A 21,764-nucleotide genomic window follows, 5' to 3' on the forward strand; every position below is an offset into this window, starting at 1 on the left:
TCCCTCTCCCGGATGCTTACCGATGAAGTTCAAGACTCGCATTCTCATGCTGCCCACGATCACCCTGGTGCTGTTTGCCGCCGGGTGGTCAGCCAGCTTCTACAAAGGCGCAGCCACCTCTTCGCTGATCACTTCGCTGGAAACGGTGGACTATCCGTATCTGGAAGGCCTCACCAAGTTCCAGGATCAGGTCACCCAGACCACCCAGACCGTGCAAAGCGCGGTCGCCGAAGGCGACGCCTCGAAGCTCGACGACGTGAATGCCGTCGCCGACGCGGCCGAAAACACCTTGAAGCCCCTCGCCGCGCTGCGAGACAAAGCCGCAGCAGCAAAGCAGCTCGACACGACCTATCGGCGTTACCAGCAAGCTGCCGTCGCGGCGGCGAAAGCGATGCTCAAGCAACAAGGCGACGTCGCGGCCAGCGTCGCACAAATGCAATCCTCGCAGCAGGCACTCGATGCCCTGGTGGCCCACGAGCTGAAGTCCGCGCATGAAAGCGTGGAAGCAAGTCTGCAGGATTCGCGCGCCGGCGTTCGCAGCAGCCTCGGCATCAATACCGCATTCGGCCTGGCTGTTCTCGGCTCGCTGGTCGTAGGCGTCTTCCTCATTCTTCGCGCAGTAACGCGGGAGCTCGGCGCAGAACCCGAACAGCTGCGTGCGTCCGTGGCCCGCATTGCCGAAGGCGACCTCTCCGTCGCAAGCACCCCGCGCGACGACGATCATTCCGTATCGGCCACGCTGGCGCGCATGAATGGCAAGCTGACCGGCATCGTGGTGGAAATCCGCAATGCATCGGCAGCCGTGGGCACGTCGGCCAAGCAGCTCTCGCAGGGTAACGACGATCTCAACCAGCGAACGCAGGAACAGGCATCCAGCCTGGAAGAAACCGCCTCGTCGATGGAGCAGATGACCGCCACCGTCAAACACAACGCCGACAATGCCAACCGTGCCGATCAGCTGGCCCAAAGCGCACGCACGCAAGCGCAGAAAGGCGGCGAAGTCGTGGCCGAGGCCATCACCGCAATGAACGGCATCAGCGATGCCAGCCACAAGATCGAGGACATCATCGGCGTGATCGACGAGATCGCCTTTCAAACCAACCTGCTTGCGCTCAATGCCGCGGTAGAAGCTGCACGCGCGGGCGAGCAGGGCCGAGGCTTTGCCGTGGTCGCAACGGAAGTACGCAACCTCGCCCAGCGCTCGGCGGCGGCGGCCAAGGAAATCAAGACGCTGATCGCCGACAGTGCCGAAAAAGTAAATGTCGGCACCGAGTTGGTAAACCGCTCAGGCCGCACCTTGTCGGACATTGTCGCCAGCGTGAAACGCGTTACGGACATCGTGGCCGAAATCGCCGCGGCCAGCCAGGAACAATCCAGCGGCATCGACCAGGTCAACCGCGCCGTCGTGCAGATGGACAACGCCACCCAGCAGAACGCTGCACTGGTGGAAGAAGCTGCGGCGGCCAGCCGCGCGATGCTCGAACAAGCCCAGCAATTGGCGCAGCAGGTGACCTACTTCCGCCTGGATGAAGTTCTTGACGACGTCGCATCGCCCGCACCCGCACCCCGGCCGTCGCGCGAATTTGCTCCGCCGAGGGCCACCCATGCCATCGCGATGGCTGGCGAGAGCGGCGCCTGGCAGGAGTTCTGAGCCTGCTGGGCACGCAACGTCGCGAACGGCGCAAGCTCCATCCTGCGGCAGGCTGTTGAAAACAGCCTGCCTGCTCAGGACGAACTCATCTCATCGCCGGTGACGTTGTTTTTGTGGTGACGCAAATGCACCACCAGGTTGTAGACCGACACGAACACCGGGAAAAAATTGGAAAGGATGCCTACCGAGTCGTTTTTGCCGAACACGAAGTAGGCCAGCAGCAAGGCACTGCCCGTCACCGACATCCACCAGAACGAGAGCGGCATCACCACGCGCTTGTATTTGCGCGTGTAGTACAGCTGCACGAACCAGCGGCCGGTAAACATCAGCGTGCCCAGGTAGCCGACCACCTTCCACGGCGTCAAATGAAACGCCTGTAGCGAATGCAGGATGTGCGAGAGATCGACGTGCATGTTGGGAGCTGCTTGGCCAGGGTAATGGGAGATTTTAGCTGCCCAACCCGACAGACTGCAGCGACCCGTCGCCGGACCGGGCTTGCCTGCCTTGCATGCAGCAGCCAGGCGGCCCGCAAAGGAGCCCCAAAAAGGCGAATTGCCAGGGTTTCCGTCGAGGTTGGACAGCTCTTCCGAACGCCGCAGACCACCTGGAGGTTGACCTCTCCATTCGTAATCCGTATAGTTGCGCGTTCCCGGCGGGCGGTTAGCTCAGCGGTAGAGCACTGCCTTCACACGGCAGGTGTCACAAGTTCGATCCTTGTACCGCCCACCAACCTGTTCAATGACTTAGGCCACCCTTGCAGGTGGCCTATTTCGTTGTGGTTCAATAGCACCCGTGGGGCTCGATATAGCCGGCCGTTTCAGGCACCACGACACCAACGGAGCAACATCCTTACTCAGCCACAGGGGCGTGATGATGAGAAAGGTTCAAGGATTATCCATAGCGATCTTTTGCACGCTGGCGTTGTCCACGCCGGCGTTTGCGTCGCCGCCGAATGCCAGCGATGGACAGGCCATCGACAAAGTGGAAACGGTGCAGCTTGCACCCAATACGCCAAGCTACGTGACGTGGGCCAATTGGATTCGCGACGAGATCACGCGAGACACCGCCAATTACCACGACTACCGCAATGGCCAGTTCGTGGCGAAAGCCATCCGGCCCGACGTGGACATCATCACCCTGCGGCGGGCGTTTTACACGGCGGGCGCAAACGCATCCTCATCCAGCCACACGCACGTCTTGCCGGACGACAACAAGCCTGCATTCCTGCCCGTCGCCGGCGAGCCGGGTGAACACCTCAGCATCATTTCGCAGACCAAGAACACTTACTTGTCGTGGACGTATCTTTGGAATCTCGACGCTGACGGCGGTCGCGGCGGTTGGCAACTTACCGACAGCGCTTTTCACGAATGCGCACAGCTACCCATGCAGGTGTATGGAGCACGCTGTGAAAACCACTGAGCTTTTTTTCCGAAACCCGCAAGCGGGTGTTCGGCGAGTTCTTGGTCAGGAAACGACCGGCTGCAGGTTTCCGGTGATCGCAGCAAGCAACGTCTTTCGATCGAAAGGCTTGGGTAGATAGGTCATCCACGACGTCATGCTGTGCTCCGGCGGTTCCGCATCGCCGGACATCACGATCAGCCGGCATTTCAGACCGTCCTCGCGCATCGCGATACCCAGCTCGATGCCGTTAACGCTTTCGTTCAGATTCAGGTCGGTGACAATCAGGCCTATGTCCGTGCGCACCGCGGCCACTTGCTTGGCCTGGTCGGAGTTGGTGGCCGCAACCACCTCATAGCCCGCGTCCTGCAACATGTACGCAGTGGAGACGAGGACATCTCGATTATCCTCGACGAGCAGAACAGTCTTCATGCCATCCTCACCCGAAACAGGCCGATCCCGGCGCTGCTCTGAACGTTATGGGGGGATGACACAACGGTTAATGAATACTCGCCAAATTCGAAGGGCGATGATCCATCCTGCCGCAAAATGTAAAAGCGGGATCAAAACAAACTTCAGCGGCCGTAAAAAACGGCCACTGCCACTTGCGCCGCCGGCATACCGCCAGCGGCGCACGCCGGCGGGATCAATGTCCCGCCGTAGACGAAGCGGCTGGCGCCTTTGCCGTGCCGCTGCTGGCCGGAGGCGTCATGGCGCTATGTGAAGCGGCTGGCGCATTGGTGGCCGGGGCAGTAGCCGCAGGCGCTGGAGCCGGCGTGGAAGGTTGAGATGCTCCTTCTCCACCCGCGGCAGGAGCCGCACCGTTGTTACTGCTCGGGTTCTGGCACCCGCCGATGGCCAATCCCATACAAGCGACTGCTAAGCCAACTACCATGCGATTCATGAGCTTTCTCCTGAAGTAACGACGTATTTCTTGCGTCGTGCCACGCAAACTGCAACCACCACCATCTCCCTGCACTTGAACCGGCATCCCTGACGCGTTGACATCATGATGACACTTTCACTGTTGCCTAGTTGTATGCAACGTTTCGTGTAGCAAACGTAAACAAGCCCTTGCAAAGCCGGGTAAAGCCTCGTCGAGGCACCGCTTTTGCTTGGGACTGATCCACCCGTTCACATTCACGCGCTCGGCGAGGAATGTTTTAGTTCAACGTTTATTTTCAGAGACTGAACAGCGTGTGCATCAAGCATCATCGATTCACACCCGTGTCACAACCATGGCGAAAAATCCGCGACGGGGTTTCAGGGTACCGTGCAGTGATGGAATGCAGTCATGCACGTAATGGTTGTCGACACCGATGTGGATACCCAGGATCTCGTTCACTACGCATTGAACGAAGCTGGCTACGAAGTCTGCAAAGCCCGAAATGTCGCTGACGCACTTCGCCTTTCGAGCCAACATCCGGACATCGGCATAGTGATCAGCGACATGCGACTAGACCATCAGGTTACCGGCATGCAGATGGCCTTGAGAATGCGCCAACGCCTCATCAACGGCCACTACATCATCACCTGTGGCGACTGGAATGTACTCCATTCGCACCAACCTGACGACGTAAGCATCCTTCTCAAGCCTTACGGCAAAGAAGATCTCCTGCGTGCCGTGCATCACGGCGCCGCACGCCATCAATCCGCTTCGCGAACACGAAGAAAACATCGCGATGCAGAACTTCTTCTGGTGTGAACGTGCCGTTTCGTACGCAAAAAGCCGTAATTTAGCGACAGCGCTCAACGTGAACGGGCAGTGCCGATGGCGCACTCATACGCACAATAATCACAACTCCTTGCCTAGTTCTTGACAAACGTCATTGCATGGTTGCGCCCGAGGCCGCATGAAGCGATGCCGCGCATGCCGCGCGTAATCTTCGCGAATGCTCGTCTCGCAACTACAAATGTTCACTCAACGACAGGATGTGACGTTCGCAATCGACTTGCGTCGATCACGTTCATCAGGAGAGCTTCATGACACCGTTGGACAAACCCCTCAAGCGCCAAATCGACGTCGAAGGACAAGTTTTCACGCTCACCCTGGACGCCACCGGCGTCAAGATAACCAGGAAAGCCCATCGCAATGGAATTGAAGTGCGCTGGGCCGATTTGATCAAGAATGATCAACACATCAGCGATGCAGGCGGGACCGTATCCATGACGCATCACGTCTAGGCTTCTACGACACGGCCGATCATTCGCGCTTACTGCCGCGCTTCGATGCGCATACCGCGCGGCGTAAGCCAATGCTCCACACCCTCGAACAGGCCCTGTACTGCCAGCGCCATCAAGGCAGCGGGTATGGCGCCTTCGAGAATCAGGCCGATATCGTCGAGCCGAATACCCGTCACGATGGGCTGGCCATAGCCGCCTGCACCAATCAACGCACCCAGCGTGGCGGTACCTACGTTGATCACGGCAGCCGTTTTTATGCCGGCAAGGATGGAACGCATCGCCATCGGCAGTTCGACGCGACGAAGCCGCACGCTACGCGGCAAGCCGAGCGCCGCTGCAGACTCGCGCAGGTCGGGTGGAATCCCGGTCAACCCGGCATAGGTGTTGCGAACGATCGGCAACAGGCTGTACAGGAACAGCGCAGCCGCTGCCGGCCAAGTGCCAATACCGAATAGCGGAATCATGAACACGAACATCGCCAGCGAGGGAATCGTCTGCAAGACGCCGCTGGCCGCCATGATCACTTGCCCAAGTCGCTTCGTGCGTGCGGAAAATACGCCCAGTGGAATAGCCAGCAATACGGCCGCGCTCAGCGACATCAGTACCAGCCGCAGATGCTCCAGCGTGCGATGGAGCAAGCGCGACCACAGGCCCGTGCCGTCGCCGTCCGATTGAACGCCGAGCAGGCTCGCTGCCACCGCGGTTTCCTTTTCGCCACGAAGCTTCACTTGCGCGTTCATCCGACGCATGGCGTCTTCGCTGATCCGCCCACTGAGTTTGCGCAAGACGTTCACAAAGGCCGGCGCAGTTTTCTCCAAAGGCAGGCGATACAAAAAAACGGCGTCGTAATGCGGAAAGTAGTGCCGGTCGTCGTCCAGCACTCGCAAGTGATAAAAAGGAATTTCAGCGTCCGTGCTGTAGAGATCGATGGCGTCTACCGCCCCGCTCGACAGGGCCCGGTAAGACAGCGCGTGATCGAGACCGCGCACCTGCGTTTGCGGCAATCCGTAGCGTTGCCGCAAACCCGGCCAGCCGTCCGTGCGATCCATGAATTCGTTGGAAAACCCTAGGCGCAATTGCGGATGCGCGACCAGATCGGAAATACGCGATATGCCAAGCTGCGTGGCCTGGTCTTCGCGCATGCCGACGGCATAGGTATCGCTGAAACCCAGGGAGTCGGTAATGCCGATACCCAGCGGCTTGAGCGCCGCGCGCAAGCTTGCGATATCCGCATCGGGCGCTACGTTCTTCAACAATTCGTGGGTCAGCGTACCGGTGTATTCGGGATAGGCATCGATGTCGCCGTGCTCCAGCGCACTCCACAGGATGCTGGTACCGCCCAGTTCGCGTTGATGTTCGGCGTCGATACCGGCCTCGCGCGCCGACAGCCGAGCCACTTCGCCCAGAATCACCGACTCGGTGAATTGCTTGGAACCGATGCGGATGGGCGTGGCACGCAGCGAGGGCACGATGAGCACCAGCATCCACGCGGCGATCATCCAGCGCCTCATGCCTGCGGCTCCCGCAAAGTCCGCTGCGCTTCGACGAAACGCGTAACGAAAGGATCTGCCGGCCGTTGGCGCAAATCCTCCAGGCAGCCATCCTGCACCACCTTGCCGTGGCGCATCAGCACGATGCGATCGGCAAGCCACGCCGCCTCGGCGATGTCGTGCGTCACCACGATCACTGTCTTGCCGAACTGCAGGAAAATCTGCTTCAACACATCCTGCAGCTCGTGACGGACGATGGGATCGAGAGCACCCAGCGGCTCATCCAGCAACAAAGCATCGGGGTTCATCATCAGTCCGCGCATCAAAGCCACGCGTTGGCGCTGCCCGCCTGACAATTCGGCCGGGTAGCGTTCCAATGCATTGGCCGGCAAGTGGGCCAACGTCGCCAGCTCTTCGGCGCGTTCCCGGATGCGGCCCTTGTTCCAACCAAGATGGTGAGGGAGCAACGCCAGGTTGCCCAGCGCGGTGAGATGCGGAAACAGCCCCCCTTCCTGGATGACATAGCCGACGCGACGACGCAGCTCCAGCACTTCGCCCGGTTGCAACACCCGGCCATCCACTTTCACCCGGCCCTGGTCCGGCCACTCCAGGCCCAACAACAGGCGCAACAGGCTCGATTTGCCCGAGCCGCTGCTGCCGATCAGCGCGGTCGTGGTTCCTGCCGGAAATCCCAGATTCACCTGGTCCAGAGCCAACAGGTTGCCGTAGCGCTTGCAGACACCGTCGAGTTCGAACGCTTCGGGCGCGGCGTTGCCGGTCATGGCCATCCAGTCGTCGGGGCTTGGGGGAAATTTCGAATCTACCGCATCCCGCCACTTTGACACGGCGGAGAGGCATGGAACGTGGCATGATGGTGCGACGCACCATATCAAACCAACCGATGCTTTCCCACTCCGCCATCATCCATCGCTGGCATCGCCTGCGCGGCTCGGACCGATTCGCCGAATGCCTGCGCGTGCTGCTCGCACTCGGCGGAGCCATTGCGTATTGCCTGATGAGTGGGCAAGACGATGCCATGGTGTCGCTCATGCTCGGCGTGATTGCCTGCGCACTGGCCGAGACCGAAGACCACTGGCGCAGTCGCCTCTTGAGCCTGCTGATAACCCTGGGCTGCTTCGCCGGGGTGGCGTTTGCAGTGGAATGGCTGCTCCCCTATCCCCTCGTCTTCGCCGTGGCGCTGCCGCTGATGACCTTCGCGCTGGTGATGCTGGGTGCCATCAGCACACGCTATGCGACCGTCGCCGGCGGCACCCTGATCCTGGCGGTTTACACCATGATCGGCACCGATTCGCCGACACCGTCGGCTCACTGGCTAAGCCAACCTGGGCAGATGCTCGCCGGTGCAGCCTGGTACGGCGTGCTTTCGCTGGCGTGGGCCGCTCTTTCGCCGCAACTCGCGGTGAGGCATGCGCTCGCACGCGTGTTCGACGCGCTCGCCGATTACGTGGAGACCAAGGCGGCACTCTTCACTCCGGTGCACGGCCTGGACCGGGAAGCCTTGTCCTTGACGCTGGCCATGCAGAACGAGCAGGTCGTGGAAGCGCTCAACGATACCCGCGTGGTACTGATCGACCGCATCGGCATGCGCCGCCCGCGCGGAGCAACGGCGGCTCGCCTGCAACTTTATTTCAAAGCGCAGGACATCCACGAGCGCATCAGCTCCTCGCACTATCCCTATGCAGAACTGGCCGAGGCGTTTTATCACAGCGACGTGCTTTTCCGTTGCGAGCACGTGCTGCGGCTACAAGCCAGGCGCTGCCGCCAGCATGCCGGTGCGCTTCGCCTGCATGTCGGCATTTCCCCGCTCACCGACGCGCGCGCGGCGCAATCGGATCTACGCTCATCCATCGATGCCCTGCGCAAGGAGCGGCCAGCGCCGCCCGAACCACTGCTACGTTCCATCGATGCACTGCTGCGCAATATCTCGGCGATCCAGGCGCAACTGGAAAACGAAACGCCGCCCATGACGCTTGCCGAGGGCCAGGACAGCGCACTGCAAAACCCCGGACCGCAATCCATTGGAGAAGCATGGGAACGCATCGGCAGCCAGTTCGCCGCCCGCTCCTCCCGCTTCCGGCATGCCGTCCGCCTGGCCCTGGCCTTGATGGCCGGTTATATCGTGCTGCATTTGATTCACCCACTCCACGGCTATTGGATCCTGCTGACCACATTGCTGGTTTGCCAGCCCAGTTACGGAGCAACGCTCGTGCGCATGCTGCAACGCGTGTCGGGCACGATCGCCGGAGTGATCCTGGGCTGGGCCACGTTGCGCCTGCTGCCGGAAGCGCCCTGGCAACTGCTGCTGATCATCCTGTCGGGCGTACTTTTCTTTGCCGAACGATTGCGACGCTATACGCTCGCGACAGCCTCCATCACCGTGTTCGTGGTGCTGTGCTTCAACCAGGCCGGCAGCGGCTACGACGTCATGTGGCCGCGACTGCTGGATACGTTGATCGGCGCCGCCATCGCCGCGTTGGCGATCTACCTGATCCTGCCCGACTGGCACGGACGCCAGCTCGATCAAGTGCTGTCCAATACCCTGCGCAACGATGCGCGCTATCTGCAGCAGGTCATCGCGCAATATGCCAGCGGCAAGCGTGACGATCTCCCTTACCGCATTGCGCGGCGCGAAGCACACAATGCCGACGCGGCGCTCAGCGGCGTGCTCGCCAACATGCTGCGCGAACCGGGACGGCAACGGCGCGGCAATGAAGATCTACTGCGGTTCCTGACCATTGCGCACACCATGCTGGGGCACATTTCGGCACTGGGCGCTCACCGGCAGGCCATTGCCTGTGCGCAAGCGCGCGACGCCGTCACCCTGGCCGGCAACCTCACCGTCACCCAACTCCAACAGTTGGCCGATGCGCTGGCCTCGAATGTGCCTGCCCTTCGCCAAGAAGACGAAGCGGTGCAAAGCGCGACGCCGCGCAGCGATGGGGTGAGCGACGACACCGCACGGCTGGTATTGGGCCAGTTGTCCTTGATCCTGGCGCAGCGGGATCGGCTGGCAAGCGTGGTCCGCGATATTCGTACCGAATGACGGAGCAGTCTCGGCATCCCCAGAGCGGGGTTCTCGCCTCATCCTTACCGGCTTCCCGGCAAGCCGGTCGTCACAAACGCATCGGTTAGCCCGCACGAACGCGAAACGAACGCACCGGCGCCCCTAGACGCGATGCCCGGATGCTCGGATAGTTACACCTATAGACAAACCCACAACTCCGAGACGCCCGGCCTGCGGTTCCCTGAAAGGAATACGGCTCGGCGCCCGTGATCCGAAGGATCACCAGGGTGACGGCGGAAACGCCCTCGCCTCCCGGCTTGGAAAGGAGCACAGACCATGTCCCCGCTGGCTGATCGCTACGGCCGCCGGTTCCCGTATTTGCGACTGTCGGTGATTCCCGCGTGCAATTTTCGTTGCACCTATTGCCTGCCGCACGGTTACCACGCCGACCCGAATGCCAGCCAGCCGCTGTCGCTGGCTGAAATCACGCGTCTGCTGCGCGGCTTCACCGAGCTTGGCATGCACAAGCTGCGCATCACTGGCGGCGAACCGAGCGTACGCCAGGACCTTACCGACATTATGCGCACGGCCGCTGCCGTGCCTGGCGTGACCAAGCTGGCGATGACCACCAACGGCACCCTGCTTTCCCGCCGGTTGAGCGAATGGATGGATGCCGGCCTCAACGCCATCAATGTCAGCGTGGACAGCCTCGACCGCGCCGTCTTTGCACGCATCACCGGCCACGATCGGCTGGAAGACATCCTGGGCGGCATCGACCAGGCACTCGCCGCGGACTTGCCATCGGTGAAGCTCAATGCCGTGCTGCTGCGCGGCGTCAACGATGAACAACTGCCGTCCTGGCTCGACTATCTGCGCGAACGCCGCGTGGGCTTGCGCTTTATCGAACTGATGCAGACCGGCGACAATCTGCCGTTCTTCCGCGACCATCACGTACGCGCCGAAACGCTGGAAACACAACTCTCGCAAGGCGGTTGGCAGCTACTGCCGCGTGCGGCGGACGCCGGGCCGGCAAGAGAGTACCGCCATCCCGATTACGCCGGCCGCATCGGAATCATTGCGCCCTACTCCAAAGATTTCTGCGCCGGCTGCAACCGCCTGCGTGTCACCGCCACAGGCGACCTGCGCCTGTGCCTGTTTGGCGAATTCGGCATCCCGCTGCGACCGCTGCTGCAAGCCGACGAACAGCTCGAAGAGCTGGTGCGCGCCATCGGCGGCCAGATCGGTCGCAAGGAACAAGGACACTTCCTGCACGATGGCCGCACCGGCATCACCCCTCATCTCGCATCCACCGGAGGTTGATTCATGGATGATCGTGTCCACTTTCACATGGCCGACGTGCGCCACAAACGCGTTACGGCGCGGCGTGCCGTTGCGGTCGGTGAATTGAGCGCAGGCGCTTCGGCATTTGCACTGATCGTCGAGCGCCGCTTGCCCAAGGGCGATGCCATGACCATGGCCGAGATCGCCGGCCTGCAAGGTGCCAAGAATGCATCGCAACTGATGCCGCTGTGCCATCCGTTGCCGCTTGAATACATCGATGTGCGCTGCGAACCCGTGGCAGAGCGCCACGCCATTCGCGTCTATTGCGAAGTCGCCACCTTCGCGCGCACCGGCGTGGAGATGGAAGCACTGGCTGGCGCCAGCGCCGCATTGCTGACCTTGTACGACCTCACCAAGCCGGTCGAACCGGCGCTGTCCTTTGGAGGCGTGCGCCTGCTGTTCAAGGAAGGCGGCAAGAAGGGGCTGTGGCTGCATCCTGAAGGCATGAGCGAGGCTGAGCACGCGCACTACAAACCGCGCACCGTCGCGCGACTCGACGCAGTCAAGGCCGCGGTGATCACGCTCAGCGACCGCGCCAGCCGCGGCGACTATGCCGACACCGCAGGACCGCTGCTGGTAAAGCGCCTGCGCGATCTTGGCGCCGATGTCGGCGACGCCGAGATACTTGCCGACGAGCCCGAGCCCTTGGCCGCCCATTTGCGGCAAAAAGCATCCGAGGGCGTGCCCTTGATTCTATGCACGGGCGGCACCGGTCTCGGTCCGCGGGACCGTACACCGGAAGCGCTGGCCATGGTGGCCGACCGCCGGGTGGACGGACTGGGCGAACTGTTTCGCTACGAGAGCAGCCAACACACGTCGATGGCCTGGCTAAGCCGCGCCGACGCTGCACTGATCGGCACGACCCTGGTCATCGCCTTGCCTGGCAGCGCCAAGGCCGTGGCGCAAGGCATGGATATTCTCGCCCCAATCCTCGCGCACGCACTGAATGTGGCTGCAGGCGGCGGACACGCATGAGCCAGGACACACTTGCGTACGACGATGCGCTGCGAATCGTGCTGGCTCAAAGCACGCCCTTGCCCGCCGAACACTGCCCCATCGCGCGCTGCCTCGGCCGCGTACTGGCCACCCCGATCATCAGCACCGTGGACCTGCCACCTTTCGACAATTCCGCGATGGACGGCTTTGCGTTGCGCGGCGACGCTCACCTTGCAGCCGACACCGAACTGGAAATCGAAGGCGAGCAAGCCGCGGGCGACGGCGTGGCGCGCGCGCACCGTGGTGCGTGGGAGATCATGACCGGCGCGCGCGTGCCTGACGGCCTGGATCGCGTGATTCCGGTGGAGCAGACCGAACGCCTCGGCTCCACGCGCATTCGCCTGCTTGCCGAAGTGAGCGCGGGACAGAACGTTCGCCATGCCGGGTCGGACGTACATCGCGGCGAAAACGTGTTGGCTGCAGGCACCGTATTGGCGCCACAGCATTTGATGTTGCTGGCCTCGCTCGGCATCGCACAGATATCGGTTGCTGCGCGCCCGCGAGTCGCCGTGCTGTGCACCGGCCGCGAATTGGTCGATGACCCGGCGCAACCGCTCGCGCCTGGTCAAATCCGCAATTCCAACGGCCCATTCCTGGCCGCGCGCATACCGCTGGCGGGCGCGGAAATCGTTTACCAGGAAACCGTCGGAGACGATGCTTCGGCTTTTGCATCGGCGGTGCAACGGGCGCTTGGCGCCGGCGCCGAGGTGATCATTTCCAGCGGCGCGGTATCGATGGGCCGCTACGATTTCGTTCCACAGGCGCTGCAACAACTCGGTGCTGAAACCCTGTTCCACAAAGTGGCAATCCGCCCCGGCAAGCCGCTGCTGTTTGCAAAGCTGCCTGGCGGCGCCCTTCTGTTCGGCTTGCCCGGCAATCCGATCGCCGTTGCGGTTGGGCTGCGCTTCTTCGTGGAACCGTCTTTGCGCATGATGCTCGGCCTGCCGAATGAAACGCCGCGCCGCATACCGCTGCTCAATGCCTACGCAAAGAAACCGCGCCTGCGATTCCACCTGAAAAGCCGCCTGTGCATCGATGCGCGCGGTCAGCTCGCGATCGAAGTCTTGGGCGGCCAGGAGTCATACCGAATCCGCCCGCTCGCCGATGCCGACGCCTGGGCCATCGTTCCCGCCGAGATCGACAGCCTGCCAGCCGGCAGCCTCGTCGAGGTCTATGGCGCCGGACACCTCGAATTTCCTCTTCCCCGCGAGATCCAGGCATGAAATTGCGCCTTACCCTTTTCGGAGCCTTGCGCGATGCCGACCCGCGCGGCTTCATCGAACTCGATGTCCCCGAACACAGCACGGTGGCGCAGGTGCGCGAAGCGCTGCAGCACCACGTGCATCGCCACGCGCCGGCGATCAGCCCCAGCCTGATCCAGCGCTCGGCCTTCGCCAGCGAAGACGAAATTCTGCACAACCATCGTCACGTACCTGAAAACGGCGAACTGGCGATCCTGCCGCCGGTCAGCGGAGGCTGAAAATGACCGACATCTACACCGCCGTTGTCGACGTCGTGCACGCGCCGCTGAATCCCCCCGCGGCGCTCGATTTCGTCTCCGATCCGCGCTTCGGCGGCATCGCCACGTTTATCGGCCGCGTGCGCCAGCACAATCTAGGACGCACGGTCACCGGCATCAGCTACGACCTGTTCGAACCGCTGGCGCTACGCATCTTCCAGAGCATCGGCGAGCGCGCCCGCCGAGAGGTGGGAGGCCCGATGAAGCTGTATATCGCACATGCCAAGGGCGACCTGCGCATCGGCGATCTGGCCGTGGTGATCGCCGCCGCTACGCCGCATCGCGACGAAGCGTTTCGCGCCTGCCGGCTGGCCATTGAAGCGATCAAGCACGAAGCACCGATCTGGAAGCAAGAACATTATGTCGATGGCCACAGCGCCTGGAGCGAAGGATGCTCGCTGTGCGAAGAACATCGCGAGGCCGAACTGGCCGCCGTCAAGCGCGACGGGGAAACACGTGGACACCAGCACTAGGCCTATGCCACGTATCGGCGTCGTGCTGGCCGGCGGCCTTTCCTCGCGCATGGGGCGCGACAAAGCCTTGTTGCCCTGGCGCGGCCGGCCATTGATCGAACATCAGATCGCCGTACTGCAAGCCGCGGGCGTGGATAGCGTGCAAGTCAGCGGAGCACGCCCCGACTACCACGGCATCGCCGACCCCATAGCCCAGCTCGGTCCCGTCGGCGGCATTGCAGGCATCGCGGCGGCGTGCGGCAACGCTCAATTGCTGATCATTCCGGTCGACATGCCTCGCTTGCAACCGGCATTGTTGCAGCGCCTGCTTGCCGCTGGGGCATCCGCCAGAAGCGCGTATTTCATCGACCACGTGTTGCCAATGACACTACGCCTGGATGCCGCGTGCCGCGACGTGCTGGCCAAACTGCAGGCCATCGATCATCCACGCGACCGGTCTTTGCGCGCCTTGCAAGCACGCGTTGGCGCCACGGTCATCGCGTTGGACGAGGAAGAAGAAACACAGCTGATCGATTGCAACACCGAACAAACCTGGCAAGAGGCATGCGAATGAGAGTGCAACTGGAAGGCCAGACACTGCGGCTGCGCATCGATGAGGCGGAGCTGGCGCAATTGCTGGCAGGCGGCGCTGCCGAAAACCGCACTCGCCTGCCGGACGGTCGCACCGAAATACAGCAAGTCCGCCTTGGCATGCTCGGCTGGCAATGCGAAGGCGATCACTGGCACATCCAATTGCCGGATGATGAAGTACGCGCATTGAGCGTACGCCTGCCGTCACGCGATGGCCTGCAATTCAGTCTGCCGTTACCGGATGGCGACGAGCTGCAATTGCTGTTCGATGTGGACGTCCGCGACAGCGCGCGCAAGCGCTTGCACAAATCTTCCGAGGGAGAAGCATCGTGAGCATCGCCAAGCGCCTGGTCACCTTGCTGGCCGCCGCCTTTGTCTTTACCAGTTCCCTGGCTGCCGACAGCCCGGTATTGCGCGTGGCCTACGCCGGCTCGATGGGGGTGGTCATGGACGGCTCTGCCGGCCCGTCGTTTGCGCAGGCTCATCACGCCGCCTATCAGGGCATCGGCCAGGGCTCCTACGCCTTGGCGCGCTTGCTGGCGTCCCATCAGTTGCAGGCGGACGTATTCGTGGCCATCACGCCCGGGCCCATGCAGCTGTTGAAACAGGCCGGCATGGTGACCCAGGCCGTACCCGTAGCCAGTACACAGATGGTGATCAGCTACAGCCCGCACAGCCGCTTCGCGGCCGACTTCAGCGCGGCCGCCCAAGGCAGAAAAAACTGGTACGACGTGCTGAGCGAGCCCGGATTGCGCCTGGGCCGCACCGATCCGGCGGTCGATCCTCAAGGCGCCAACGTACTGCTGACCTTGCAACTGGCCGCCGACTATTACCATCGCCCCGATTTGCTGCAGAAGATCGCCGGCGCGCCGCAGAATCCCGCGCAGATTTTCACCGAAGCGTCCCTGATGTCGCGACTTGAAGCCGGCCAGATCGATGCCGCCATCAGCTACCTCAGCGCAGCGCAATCGCATCATCTGCCGACCATCAGCCTGCCCGACGAGATCAATCTCGGCGACCCTGCCATGCAGGGTCCATGGTACGACCGCGCCGCCATCAAGCTGGACAACGGCAAAACCCTCAAGGTGCAGCCGCTGGTGTTCTACGCCGCCGTGCTTGGCGATGCCCGGCAACCGCAACTGGCGCGCGACTTTGTAGCGCTCCTGCAAAGCGCACAGGGACAGGCTTTGTTCCGCGATCATGGTTACAGCCCGCCGCGCGGAAACGCGCTGTGATTCGACGCGGGCTTTTCAAACCTTGCGATGGACAGGCCTTGCCTCATGTGCACAGGGAGAGCGGGCAAGGCACGCGGCAACCCTGGATGTTCATCGGGTGAATACGTCATCGCGCAAACTCCGCGCGCCCGCGCTGATGAGTGTCGTGACTTTGCTGCTGCTGGCGGCACCGTTTTTCGGCCTCGTGCTCGCGACGCATTGGCGCAGTTTCGGCTTTGCCGATGGCGATGGCAGCGCAGTGGCCATTTCGCTCGTCTACAGCCTGACCGCGCTGATCCTGATCATCATCCTGGGCACGCCGCTGGCCTGGTGGCTGGCGCGTTACCCAATGCGCGGCAAATGGCTGATCGACGCGCTGCTGCTGCTTGCCTTGCTGACCCCTCCCCTCGCACTGGGTCTCCTGCTGGCGACGATGTACGGACCGTACGGCCCGGCCGGCAGCCTGCTTGAACGCGCAGGACTGGTGCTGACCAACTCCGCATCCGCTTTCGTGATGGCGCAGTTCTACAGTGCGCTGCCTTATTACGTGATTGCCGCCCGCGCCGCTTTCGAGGGTGTGCCGCGCGAGCTGGAGCAGATCGCCCTCACCCTGGGTCATTCGCCGTGGCGCAGCTTCCTGCACGTCAGCCTGCCGCTGGCGCGACTCGGACTTGCCGCCGGCATTGCGCTGGCCTGGGTGCGTGCCCTGGGCGAGTTCGGCGCGGTATTGATCGTGGCTTATTACCCGCAGGGTATTCCGGTGAAGCTGTGGGTGAATCTGCAGGACATTGGCCTGAGCGCGGTCTACCCGCTGCTATGGGTGTTCTTCCTGGTCGCAATGCCGCTACCGCTGGTGCTCGGGCTCGCCGCGCGGCGCAGGCAGCTGATCTGATGCGCATCGACTATCACATCCAGGAACCGATTGCCCTCGATGCCGCCTTTGACGTCGAAGGCTTCACCGTACTGCTTGGCGCCAGCGGCGAAGGCAAATCGCTGTTGCTGCGAGCCATCGCTGGATTGGCGCCGGCACGAGGCGAGCCCTTCGACGGAATGGCCGCTCAGCACCGCGCCGTGGGCTATCTGCCGCAAGGCTACGCGTTGTTCCCTCACCTGAATGCCTGGCAAAACGTGGCCTTCTCGCTGCGCGGTCCGCAGCGGCGCCAGCAGGCCATGCAATGGCTTGAACGCGTACACGTAGCGGAATGCGCCGAGCGTTATCCGGCCACGTTGTCGGGCGGGCAGCAGCAGCGCGTTGCATTGGCCCGGGCCATGGCTCGACGGCCGCAGTTGCTGCTGCTGGACGAACCCACCTCTGCGCTCGATCCGGTGACGCGAGACGACGTGATCGCGGAGTTGATCGCCGAAGTGCACGAATTCGGCATTCCTACACTGGCAGTCAGCCACGATCCGCATTTGGCGGCGGTCGCCGATCGGCTGGTTCTGATGCACGGACGCGGCATCATCCAGATCGGCACGCCGGACACCGTCTATGCATCGCCGGTGAGCGGCGCAGCGGCGCGTCTGCTCGGATACCGCAACGTGCATCGCGGGCGCATCGATCAGGCCGGCGACGCAGCGCGGCTCGTCTGGCCCGAAGGCGGCATTTCGTTTCCGCTGGAGACCGAGAAACCCAGCGCCATCGAGGTCGACTGGATGATCGACCCTTCCGCGATTCGCATCGCCGATACGAATAAAGCGCCACCGGATGCCATCATCGCATCGGTGGAAGTGCGCCACCGCGACGACCGCATCACCCAGCTCGGATTGCGCTGCGGTCGGGCGCGGCTATGGGTTACGGCACCGCCCGATCAGCACCTGCCGGAAACACTCGCCATCCAGTTGCCGAGCACCGCGATTCGCTATTGGCCACGATGAGCATTACCCGGCGATCGTCTTGCGATCAATCTCCGCCAGGCGCTCGACCCCCATCTTCGCCAAAGGCTCCAGGCCTTCGCCGCCGCCGGCCAGATGCGCCACGATCTGCTTGCGCATGCCGGGCTCCCAGAAGCGCTTCAGGTGATCGGCGACACCGGCCACACCTGCCGCCTGATCGGATTCGGCACTGAAGTAGCGACTGATATCGTTGACCATCGCCACCAGACGTTCGACGTTCACGGATTGACTCCTGTCACCTGCAGCAACCGCTGCGGATGCGTGTACACGACATAGCTGCCGGCACGGGCAAAACCGATCAACGTCAGGCGGGTGCTTTCGGCCAGGTGTATCGCCAGCGCCGTCGGCGCCGAGATGGCCGCCATCAGGGTAATACCGGCACTCGCCGCCTTGGTCACCATTTCGTAGCTCGCGCGGCTGGTCACCAACAGAAAGCCTCGTTCGGGATCGATCTGCGCCTTGACCATCGCACCGATCAGCTTGTCCAAGGCATTGTGCCGGCCGACATCTTCGCGAACCAGCGCGATGCTGCCATCGACGCGCACCCACGCGGCCGCATGCACCGATCCGGTTTCGCTGTTGACCGGTTGCGCGGCGCCCAGCGCTTCCAGCGCCCGCGCCAACGCGGCCGGCGCAATACGGGGACCGGGGCCCACCGGCGCCGGGTGACGCACGGCATCTTCCAGCAGGCGCGCACCGCACAGACCGCAGCCGCTGCGCCCCGGCAGCAATCGCTCGCCGCTGCTGCCGATGCGCTGCGCAAGCTTGTCCGATGCCACGCGCATGGCCAGTTCGACGCCTTCCAGCCGCGGATGCACTTCAACCGACGTCAGTTCGGCCGACGTACTGATCAAGCCTTCGCTAAGCGAAAAACCGAGCGCGAAGTCTTCCAGATCCAGCGGTGTCACCATCATCACCGCAAACGGCACGTCGTCGTAGATCATGGCAACGGGCACTTCTTCGGCGATTTCGTCGCTCAAATGTTCCAGCTCGCCGTGACGATAACGATCGACGCGGCGCATGACGTAACCTCGGCCCTCGGCCGAGGGTTCAGGGCATTTCGGCAGCATCCAGGAGCGCCTGCTGTTCGTGGGAGAAGGCCCGGTACCGCTGCTGCCACGTCGAAGGCTGGTCGACGCGCGTCACTTGCACGGCGGTGACCTTGTATTCGGGGCAGTTGGTGGCCCAATCGGAATTTTCGGTAGTAATGACGTTGGCGCCGGAGCCGGGAAAATGGAAGGTGGTGTAGACAACGCCCGGCTGCATGCGCTCGGAAATCCGCGCGCGCAACACAGTCTGTCCGGCACGGCTTTCGATGCCGACCCAATCGTCTTCCTTGATGCCGCGCTCTTCTGCATCGTGCGGATGAATTTCCAGCCGGTCCTCGTCGTGCCACATCACGTTCGCGGTGCGACGTGTCTGCGCACCGACATTGTACTGGCTGAGAATCCGGCCGGTGGTAAGGATCAGCGGGTGCTCGGCATTGACCTTCTCCGTGGTCGGCACGTACTCGGTCAGCATGAAGCGCCCCTTGCCGCGCACGAACTCGCCCACGTGCATGATCGGCGTTCCTTCCGGGTGCTGCTCGTTGCAAGGCCACTGGATCGAGCCAAGCTGGTCGATCTTGTCGAAGCTCACGCTCTGGAAGGTCGGCGTCAACCGTGCGATCTCGTCCATGATTTGCGAGGGATGCGCGTAGTGCATCGGGTAGCCCATGGCATTGGACAGCAACTGGGTCACTTCCCAATCCGCATAACGCCCCTTCGGCGCCATCACCTTGCGTACCCGGGAAATGCGCCGCTCCGCATTGATGAAGGTGCCGTCCTTTTCCAGGAACGAGCTGCCAGGCAGGAATACGTGTGCGTATTTGGCCGTCTCGTTGAGAAACAGATCCTGCACCACCACGCATTCCATGGCTTCCAGTGCAGCCGTGACGTGCTGGGTGTTCGGATCCGACTGCGCGATGTCCTCACCTTCCAGATACAGCCCCTTGAAGCTGCCATCCAGGGCCGCCTCGAACATGTTGGGAATGCGCAGGCCGGGTTCATCGTGCAAGGGCACGCCCCAATCGGCCTCGAACGAGCCGCGCACCTTGGCGTCGCCAACGTGCCGATAGCCGGGAAATTCATGTGGGAACGACCCCATGTCGCAAGAACCCTGCACGTTGTTCTGGCCGCGCATCGGATTCACGCCCACGCCGGCGCGGCCGATGTTGCCCGTCGCCATCGCCAGATTGGCGATCGCCATCACCGCGGTGGAGCCTTGCGAATGCTCGGTGACGCCAAGCCCGTAGTAAATCGCAGCATTGCCGCCGGTGGCATATAGCCGCGCCGCGCCGCGCAACAATTCGGCGGATACGCCGATTTCGGCCGCCATCGCTTCAGGACTGTTTTTGTCCTGGGCGACGAAGGTCCGCCACTTCTCGAACGCCGCGGGCTCACAGCGTTCGGCGACGAAAGCCTCATCGACCAGGCCTTCCGTCACGATCACGTGGGCCAGCGCATTGAGCAGTGCGACATTGGTGCCCGGCTTGAGCTTGAGGTGGAAATCGGCCTGAATGTGCGGCGTACGCACCAGATCGATGCGGCGCGGATCGGCCACGATCAATTTGGCGCCGGCACGCAGCCGCTGTTTCATCTGCGAACCGAAGACCGGGTGTGCATCGGTGGGATTGGCGCCGATCACCAGCACCACGTCGGTATGCTCGACCGAATCAAAGTCCTGCGTGCCAGCCGATTCGCCCATGGTCGACTTGAGGCCGTAACCGGTCGGCGAATGACAGACGCGTGCGCAGGTATCGACGTTATTGTTGCCGAAAGCGGCGCGCACCAGCTTCTGCACCAGGTAGGTCTCTTCATTGGTGCAGCGCGAAGAGGTGATGCCGCCGATCGCGAATTTGCCGTATTGGGCCTGCAGGCGCTTGAACTCGCTGGCCGCGTGCGCAATGGCTTCTTCCCAGCTCGCAATGCGCCAAGGGTCGCTGATCTTGCGCCGGATCATGGGCGTGGTGATGCGCTCCGGATGAGAGGCGTAGCCGATCGCAAAACGCCCCTTGACGCAGGAATGGCCGTGATTGGCATGACCATCCTTGTTAGGCACCATGCGCACGATTTCCTCGCCTTTCATCTCGGCACGGAAGCTGCAGCCTACGCCGCAATAGGCACACGTCGTCACGACACTGTGTTCGGCCTGGCCGCGGTCGATCAGCGATTTTTCCGACAACGTGGCCGTGGGACAGGCCTGCACGCAAGCACCGCAGGACACGCATTCGGAATCGAGAAAACGGTTGTCTTGGCTGGCCGCCACCTTCGACTCGAAGCCGCGCCCCTGGATGGTCAACGCAAACGTACCCTGTACTTCGTCGCAAGCGCGCACGCAGCGCGAGCAGACGATGCATTTGGAAGGATCAAAAGCAAAATAGGGATTGGATTCGTCCTTCGCCGCGAAGAGCGGATTGGCTTCGCCTTGAGCGGACTTGGCGTAAACGTGGTTCTTTCCGTCATAGCCATAGCGCACTTCGCGCAAACCCACTACCCCGGCCATGTCCTGCAATTCGCAATGCCCATTGGCCGGACAAGTCAGGCAGTCGAGCGGATGATCGGAGATGTACAGCTCCATCACGCCACGACGGATTTCGGCCAACTTGACGCTTTGCGTGCTCACCTTCATGCCCTCGGCCACCGGCGTGGTGCACGACGCCGGATACCCTTTGCGCCCTTCGATCTCGACCAGGCACAGGCGGCAGGAACCGAAGGCTTCCAGCATGTCGGTGGCGCACAGCTTGGGAATGGCGATGCCGGCCTGGGCAGCGGCGCGCATGACCGACGTGCCTTCAGGCACCCTGATGCTGCGGCCATCGATGTCCAACGTCACCAGCGTTTCGGATTTGATCTCGGGTGTGCCGCGGTCGATGTCGACGATGGACAGCATGATCCACTACCTCCTCAATCCATCGCGTCGTTAACGTGAAAAGCGCGATTCGATTTTTGCGGGGATGATGGCAAAAACGT

23 protein-coding genes, 1 tRNA gene and 1 riboswitch are annotated in these 21,764 nt (G+C 62.4%); of the genes, 17 read left to right on the forward strand and 7 right to left on the reverse strand.

Translation table 11 applies throughout. From position 1 onward, the window contains the following. The first annotated feature begins 22 nt into the window (after positions 1-22). Positions 23-1,651, forward strand: a complete 1,629-nt coding sequence (locus tag ISS99_RS23575; protein ID WP_204633206.1) for a methyl-accepting chemotaxis protein — start codon at positions 23-25, stop codon at positions 1,649-1,651. A 74-nt stretch (positions 1,652-1,725) separates the two neighbouring features. Here ISS99_RS23575 and ISS99_RS19155 read toward each other — a convergent pair whose 3' ends face one another. Continuing rightward, positions 1,726-2,064, reverse strand: a complete 339-nt coding sequence (locus ISS99_RS19155; RefSeq protein WP_204633207.1) for a lipid-A-disaccharide synthase N-terminal domain-containing protein — start codon at positions 2,062-2,064, stop codon at positions 1,726-1,728. 241 nt (positions 2,065-2,305) lie between these two features. Between ISS99_RS19155 and ISS99_RS19160 the strand changes: the two genes are divergently transcribed. Next, a tRNA-Val gene (locus ISS99_RS19160) sits at positions 2,306-2,380 on the forward strand. A 144-nt stretch (positions 2,381-2,524) separates the two neighbouring features. After that, a complete protein-coding gene (locus ISS99_RS19165) occupies positions 2,525-3,070 on the forward strand; it encodes a hypothetical protein (RefSeq protein WP_204633208.1) in 546 nt (181 codons plus the stop codon). 45 nt (positions 3,071-3,115) lie between these two features. Here ISS99_RS19165 and ISS99_RS19170 read toward each other — a convergent pair whose 3' ends face one another. Then, positions 3,116-3,481, reverse strand: coding sequence for a response regulator (locus tag ISS99_RS19170; protein ID WP_204633209.1), 366 nt, complete (start codon positions 3,479-3,481; stop codon positions 3,116-3,118). A gap of 173 nt (positions 3,482-3,654) precedes the next feature. Here ISS99_RS19170 and ISS99_RS19175 point away from each other — a divergent pair, with 173 nt between their 5' ends. From ISS99_RS19175 to ISS99_RS19185, 3 genes are all read left to right on the forward strand, one after another. Next, positions 3,655-3,837, forward strand: coding sequence for a hypothetical protein (locus ISS99_RS19175; protein ID WP_204633210.1), 183 nt, complete (start codon positions 3,655-3,657; stop codon positions 3,835-3,837). A 506-nt stretch (positions 3,838-4,343) separates the two neighbouring features. Next, complete coding sequence (locus ISS99_RS19180; RefSeq protein WP_204633211.1) at positions 4,344-4,754, forward strand: response regulator; 411 nt, start codon at positions 4,344-4,346, stop codon at positions 4,752-4,754. Positions 4,755-5,032: 278 nt separating this feature from the next. After that, positions 5,033-5,233: a hypothetical protein gene (locus tag ISS99_RS19185; protein WP_204633212.1), complete on the forward strand. Its 201-nt coding sequence runs from the start codon at positions 5,033-5,035 to the stop codon at positions 5,231-5,233. 29 nt (positions 5,234-5,262) lie between these two features. On the opposite strand, the gene ISS99_RS19190 is transcribed toward ISS99_RS19185, so the two are convergent. Then, a complete protein-coding gene (locus tag ISS99_RS19190; RefSeq protein WP_204633213.1) occupies positions 5,263-6,744 on the reverse strand; it encodes an ABC transporter permease/substrate-binding protein in 1,482 nt (493 codons plus the stop codon). Further along, positions 6,741-7,505, reverse strand: a complete 765-nt coding sequence (locus ISS99_RS19195; protein WP_239538188.1) for an ATP-binding cassette domain-containing protein — start codon at positions 7,503-7,505, stop codon at positions 6,741-6,743. Before ISS99_RS19195 ends, ISS99_RS19190 begins: the two co-directional genes overlap by 4 nt. A 119-nt stretch (positions 7,506-7,624) precedes the next feature. Between ISS99_RS19195 and yccS the strand changes: the two genes are divergently transcribed. The 11 genes from yccS to ISS99_RS19250 all read left to right on the forward strand — a co-directional run bounded on the left by yccS (position 7,625) and on the right by ISS99_RS19250 (position 17,736). Next, entirely contained in the window at positions 7,625-9,787 is a 2,163-nt protein-coding gene (yccS, locus tag ISS99_RS19200; RefSeq protein ID WP_204633215.1) for a YccS family putative transporter, read from the forward strand. A gap of 164 nt (positions 9,788-9,951) precedes the next feature. Then, positions 9,952-10,092: riboswitch (molybdenum cofactor riboswitch) on the forward strand. Further along, the gene (gene moaA, locus ISS99_RS19205; protein WP_204633216.1) at positions 10,085-11,068 is read left to right on the forward strand and encodes a GTP 3',8-cyclase MoaA; all 984 of its coding nucleotides are present in this window, start codon (positions 10,085-10,087) and stop codon (positions 11,066-11,068) included. Its footprint overlaps the riboswitch before it by 8 nt. Before the next feature lie 3 nt (positions 11,069-11,071). Further along, on the forward strand, positions 11,072-12,064 hold the full coding sequence (gene moaCB, locus ISS99_RS19210; RefSeq protein ID WP_204633217.1) for a bifunctional molybdenum cofactor biosynthesis protein MoaC/MoaB: 993 nt from the start codon (positions 11,072-11,074) through the stop codon (positions 12,062-12,064). After that, on the forward strand, positions 12,061-13,308 hold the full coding sequence (locus tag ISS99_RS19215) for a molybdopterin molybdotransferase MoeA (protein ID WP_204633218.1): 1,248 nt from the start codon (positions 12,061-12,063) through the stop codon (positions 13,306-13,308). Before moaCB ends, ISS99_RS19215 begins: the two co-directional genes overlap by 4 nt. Next, positions 13,305-13,565: a MoaD/ThiS family protein gene (locus tag ISS99_RS19220; protein ID WP_204633219.1), complete on the forward strand. Its 261-nt coding sequence runs from the start codon at positions 13,305-13,307 to the stop codon at positions 13,563-13,565. The genes ISS99_RS19215 and ISS99_RS19220 overlap by 4 nt, the downstream gene beginning before the upstream one ends. Positions 13,566-13,567: 2 nt before the next feature. Next, complete coding sequence (locus tag ISS99_RS19225) at positions 13,568-14,077, forward strand: molybdenum cofactor biosynthesis protein MoaE (RefSeq protein WP_204633220.1); 510 nt, start codon at positions 13,568-13,570, stop codon at positions 14,075-14,077. 4 nt (positions 14,078-14,081) lie between these two features. Next, on the forward strand, positions 14,082-14,630 hold the full coding sequence (gene mobA, locus ISS99_RS19230) for a molybdenum cofactor guanylyltransferase (RefSeq protein ID WP_204633221.1): 549 nt from the start codon (positions 14,082-14,084) through the stop codon (positions 14,628-14,630). Beyond that, on the forward strand, positions 14,627-14,980 hold the full coding sequence (locus ISS99_RS19235; RefSeq protein WP_204633222.1) for a hypothetical protein: 354 nt from the start codon (positions 14,627-14,629) through the stop codon (positions 14,978-14,980). Before mobA ends, ISS99_RS19235 begins: the two co-directional genes overlap by 4 nt. Continuing rightward, positions 14,977-15,882: an extracellular solute-binding protein gene (locus tag ISS99_RS19240; protein WP_204633223.1), complete on the forward strand. Its 906-nt coding sequence runs from the start codon at positions 14,977-14,979 to the stop codon at positions 15,880-15,882. Before ISS99_RS19235 ends, ISS99_RS19240 begins: the two co-directional genes overlap by 4 nt. A 97-nt stretch (positions 15,883-15,979) precedes the next feature. Beyond that, positions 15,980-16,753, forward strand: coding sequence for an ABC transporter permease subunit (locus tag ISS99_RS19245; RefSeq protein WP_204633224.1), 774 nt, complete (start codon positions 15,980-15,982; stop codon positions 16,751-16,753). Continuing rightward, positions 16,753-17,736, forward strand: a complete 984-nt coding sequence (locus tag ISS99_RS19250; RefSeq protein WP_204633225.1) for an ABC transporter ATP-binding protein — start codon at positions 16,753-16,755, stop codon at positions 17,734-17,736. Before ISS99_RS19245 ends, ISS99_RS19250 begins: the two co-directional genes overlap by 1 nt. A 3-nt stretch (positions 17,737-17,739) precedes the next feature. On the opposite strand, the gene ISS99_RS19255 is transcribed toward ISS99_RS19250, so the two are convergent. From ISS99_RS19255 to fdhF, 3 genes are read right to left on the reverse strand one after another with little or no spacing between them, the layout of a single operon-like run. Then, positions 17,740-17,976 (reverse strand): formate dehydrogenase subunit delta, encoded by a 237-nt coding sequence (locus tag ISS99_RS19255; RefSeq protein ID WP_204633226.1) that lies wholly within the window; start codon positions 17,974-17,976, stop codon positions 17,740-17,742. Next, positions 17,973-18,776 (reverse strand): formate dehydrogenase accessory sulfurtransferase FdhD, encoded by an 804-nt coding sequence (gene fdhD, locus ISS99_RS19260; RefSeq protein ID WP_239538197.1) that lies wholly within the window; start codon positions 18,774-18,776, stop codon positions 17,973-17,975. The genes ISS99_RS19255 and fdhD overlap by 4 nt, the downstream gene beginning before the upstream one ends. 28 nt (positions 18,777-18,804) lie before the next feature. Beyond that, positions 18,805-21,684, reverse strand: coding sequence for a formate dehydrogenase subunit alpha (gene fdhF / locus ISS99_RS19265; protein WP_204633228.1), 2,880 nt, complete (start codon positions 21,682-21,684; stop codon positions 18,805-18,807). Positions 21,685-21,764: the final 80 nt, after the last annotated feature.

The sequence above is a fragment of the Dyella mobilis genome (assembly GCF_016904945.1).
Classification (GTDB): Bacteria; Pseudomonadota; Gammaproteobacteria; order Xanthomonadales; family Rhodanobacteraceae; genus Dyella_B; species Dyella_B mobilis.

Bases quoted from the DNA above. Each gene is read 5' to 3' on its own strand.
- ISS99_RS19250 (WP_204633225.1), top strand. From the start codon at position 16,753: ATGCGCATCGACTATCACATCCAGGAACCGATTGCCCTCGATGCCGCC.
- ISS99_RS19220 (WP_204633219.1), top strand. From the start codon at position 13,305: ATGAAATTGCGCCTTACCCTTTTCGGAGCCTTGCGCGATGCCGACCCG.
- ISS99_RS19155 (WP_204633207.1), bottom strand. From the start codon at position 2,064: ATGCACGTCGATCTCTCGCACATCCTGCATTCGCTACAGGCGTTTCAT.
- moaA (WP_204633216.1), top strand. From the start codon at position 10,085: ATGTCCCCGCTGGCTGATCGCTACGGCCGCCGGTTCCCGTATTTGCGA.
- ISS99_RS19190 (WP_204633213.1), bottom strand. From the start codon at position 6,744: ATGAGGCGCTGGATGATCGCCGCGTGGATGCTGGTGCTCATCGTGCCC.
- mobA (WP_204633221.1), top strand. From the start codon at position 14,082: ATGCCACGTATCGGCGTCGTGCTGGCCGGCGGCCTTTCCTCGCGCATG.
- fdhF (WP_204633228.1), bottom strand. From the start codon at position 21,684: ATGCTGTCCATCGTCGACATCGACCGCGGCACACCCGAGATCAAATCC.
- ISS99_RS19225 (WP_204633220.1), top strand. From the start codon at position 13,568: ATGACCGACATCTACACCGCCGTTGTCGACGTCGTGCACGCGCCGCTG.
- ISS99_RS19235 (WP_204633222.1), top strand. From the start codon at position 14,627: ATGAGAGTGCAACTGGAAGGCCAGACACTGCGGCTGCGCATCGATGAG.
- ISS99_RS19170 (WP_204633209.1), bottom strand. From the start codon at position 3,481: ATGAAGACTGTTCTGCTCGTCGAGGATAATCGAGATGTCCTCGTCTCC.
- ISS99_RS19195 (WP_239538188.1), bottom strand. From the start codon at position 7,505: ATGACCGGCAACGCCGCGCCCGAAGCGTTCGAACTCGACGGTGTCTGC.
- ISS99_RS19180 (WP_204633211.1), top strand. From the start codon at position 4,344: ATGCACGTAATGGTTGTCGACACCGATGTGGATACCCAGGATCTCGTT.
- ISS99_RS19215 (WP_204633218.1), top strand. From the start codon at position 12,061: ATGAGCCAGGACACACTTGCGTACGACGATGCGCTGCGAATCGTGCTG.
- yccS (WP_204633215.1), top strand. From the start codon at position 7,625: ATGCTTTCCCACTCCGCCATCATCCATCGCTGGCATCGCCTGCGCGGC.
- ISS99_RS23575 (WP_204633206.1), top strand. From the start codon at position 23: ATGAAGTTCAAGACTCGCATTCTCATGCTGCCCACGATCACCCTGGTG.
- ISS99_RS19185 (WP_204633212.1), top strand. From the start codon at position 5,033: ATGACACCGTTGGACAAACCCCTCAAGCGCCAAATCGACGTCGAAGGA.
- fdhD (WP_239538197.1), bottom strand. From the start codon at position 18,776: ATGCGCCGCGTCGATCGTTATCGTCACGGCGAGCTGGAACATTTGAGC.
- ISS99_RS19165 (WP_204633208.1), top strand. From the start codon at position 2,525: ATGAGAAAGGTTCAAGGATTATCCATAGCGATCTTTTGCACGCTGGCG.
- moaCB (WP_204633217.1), top strand. From the start codon at position 11,072: ATGGATGATCGTGTCCACTTTCACATGGCCGACGTGCGCCACAAACGC.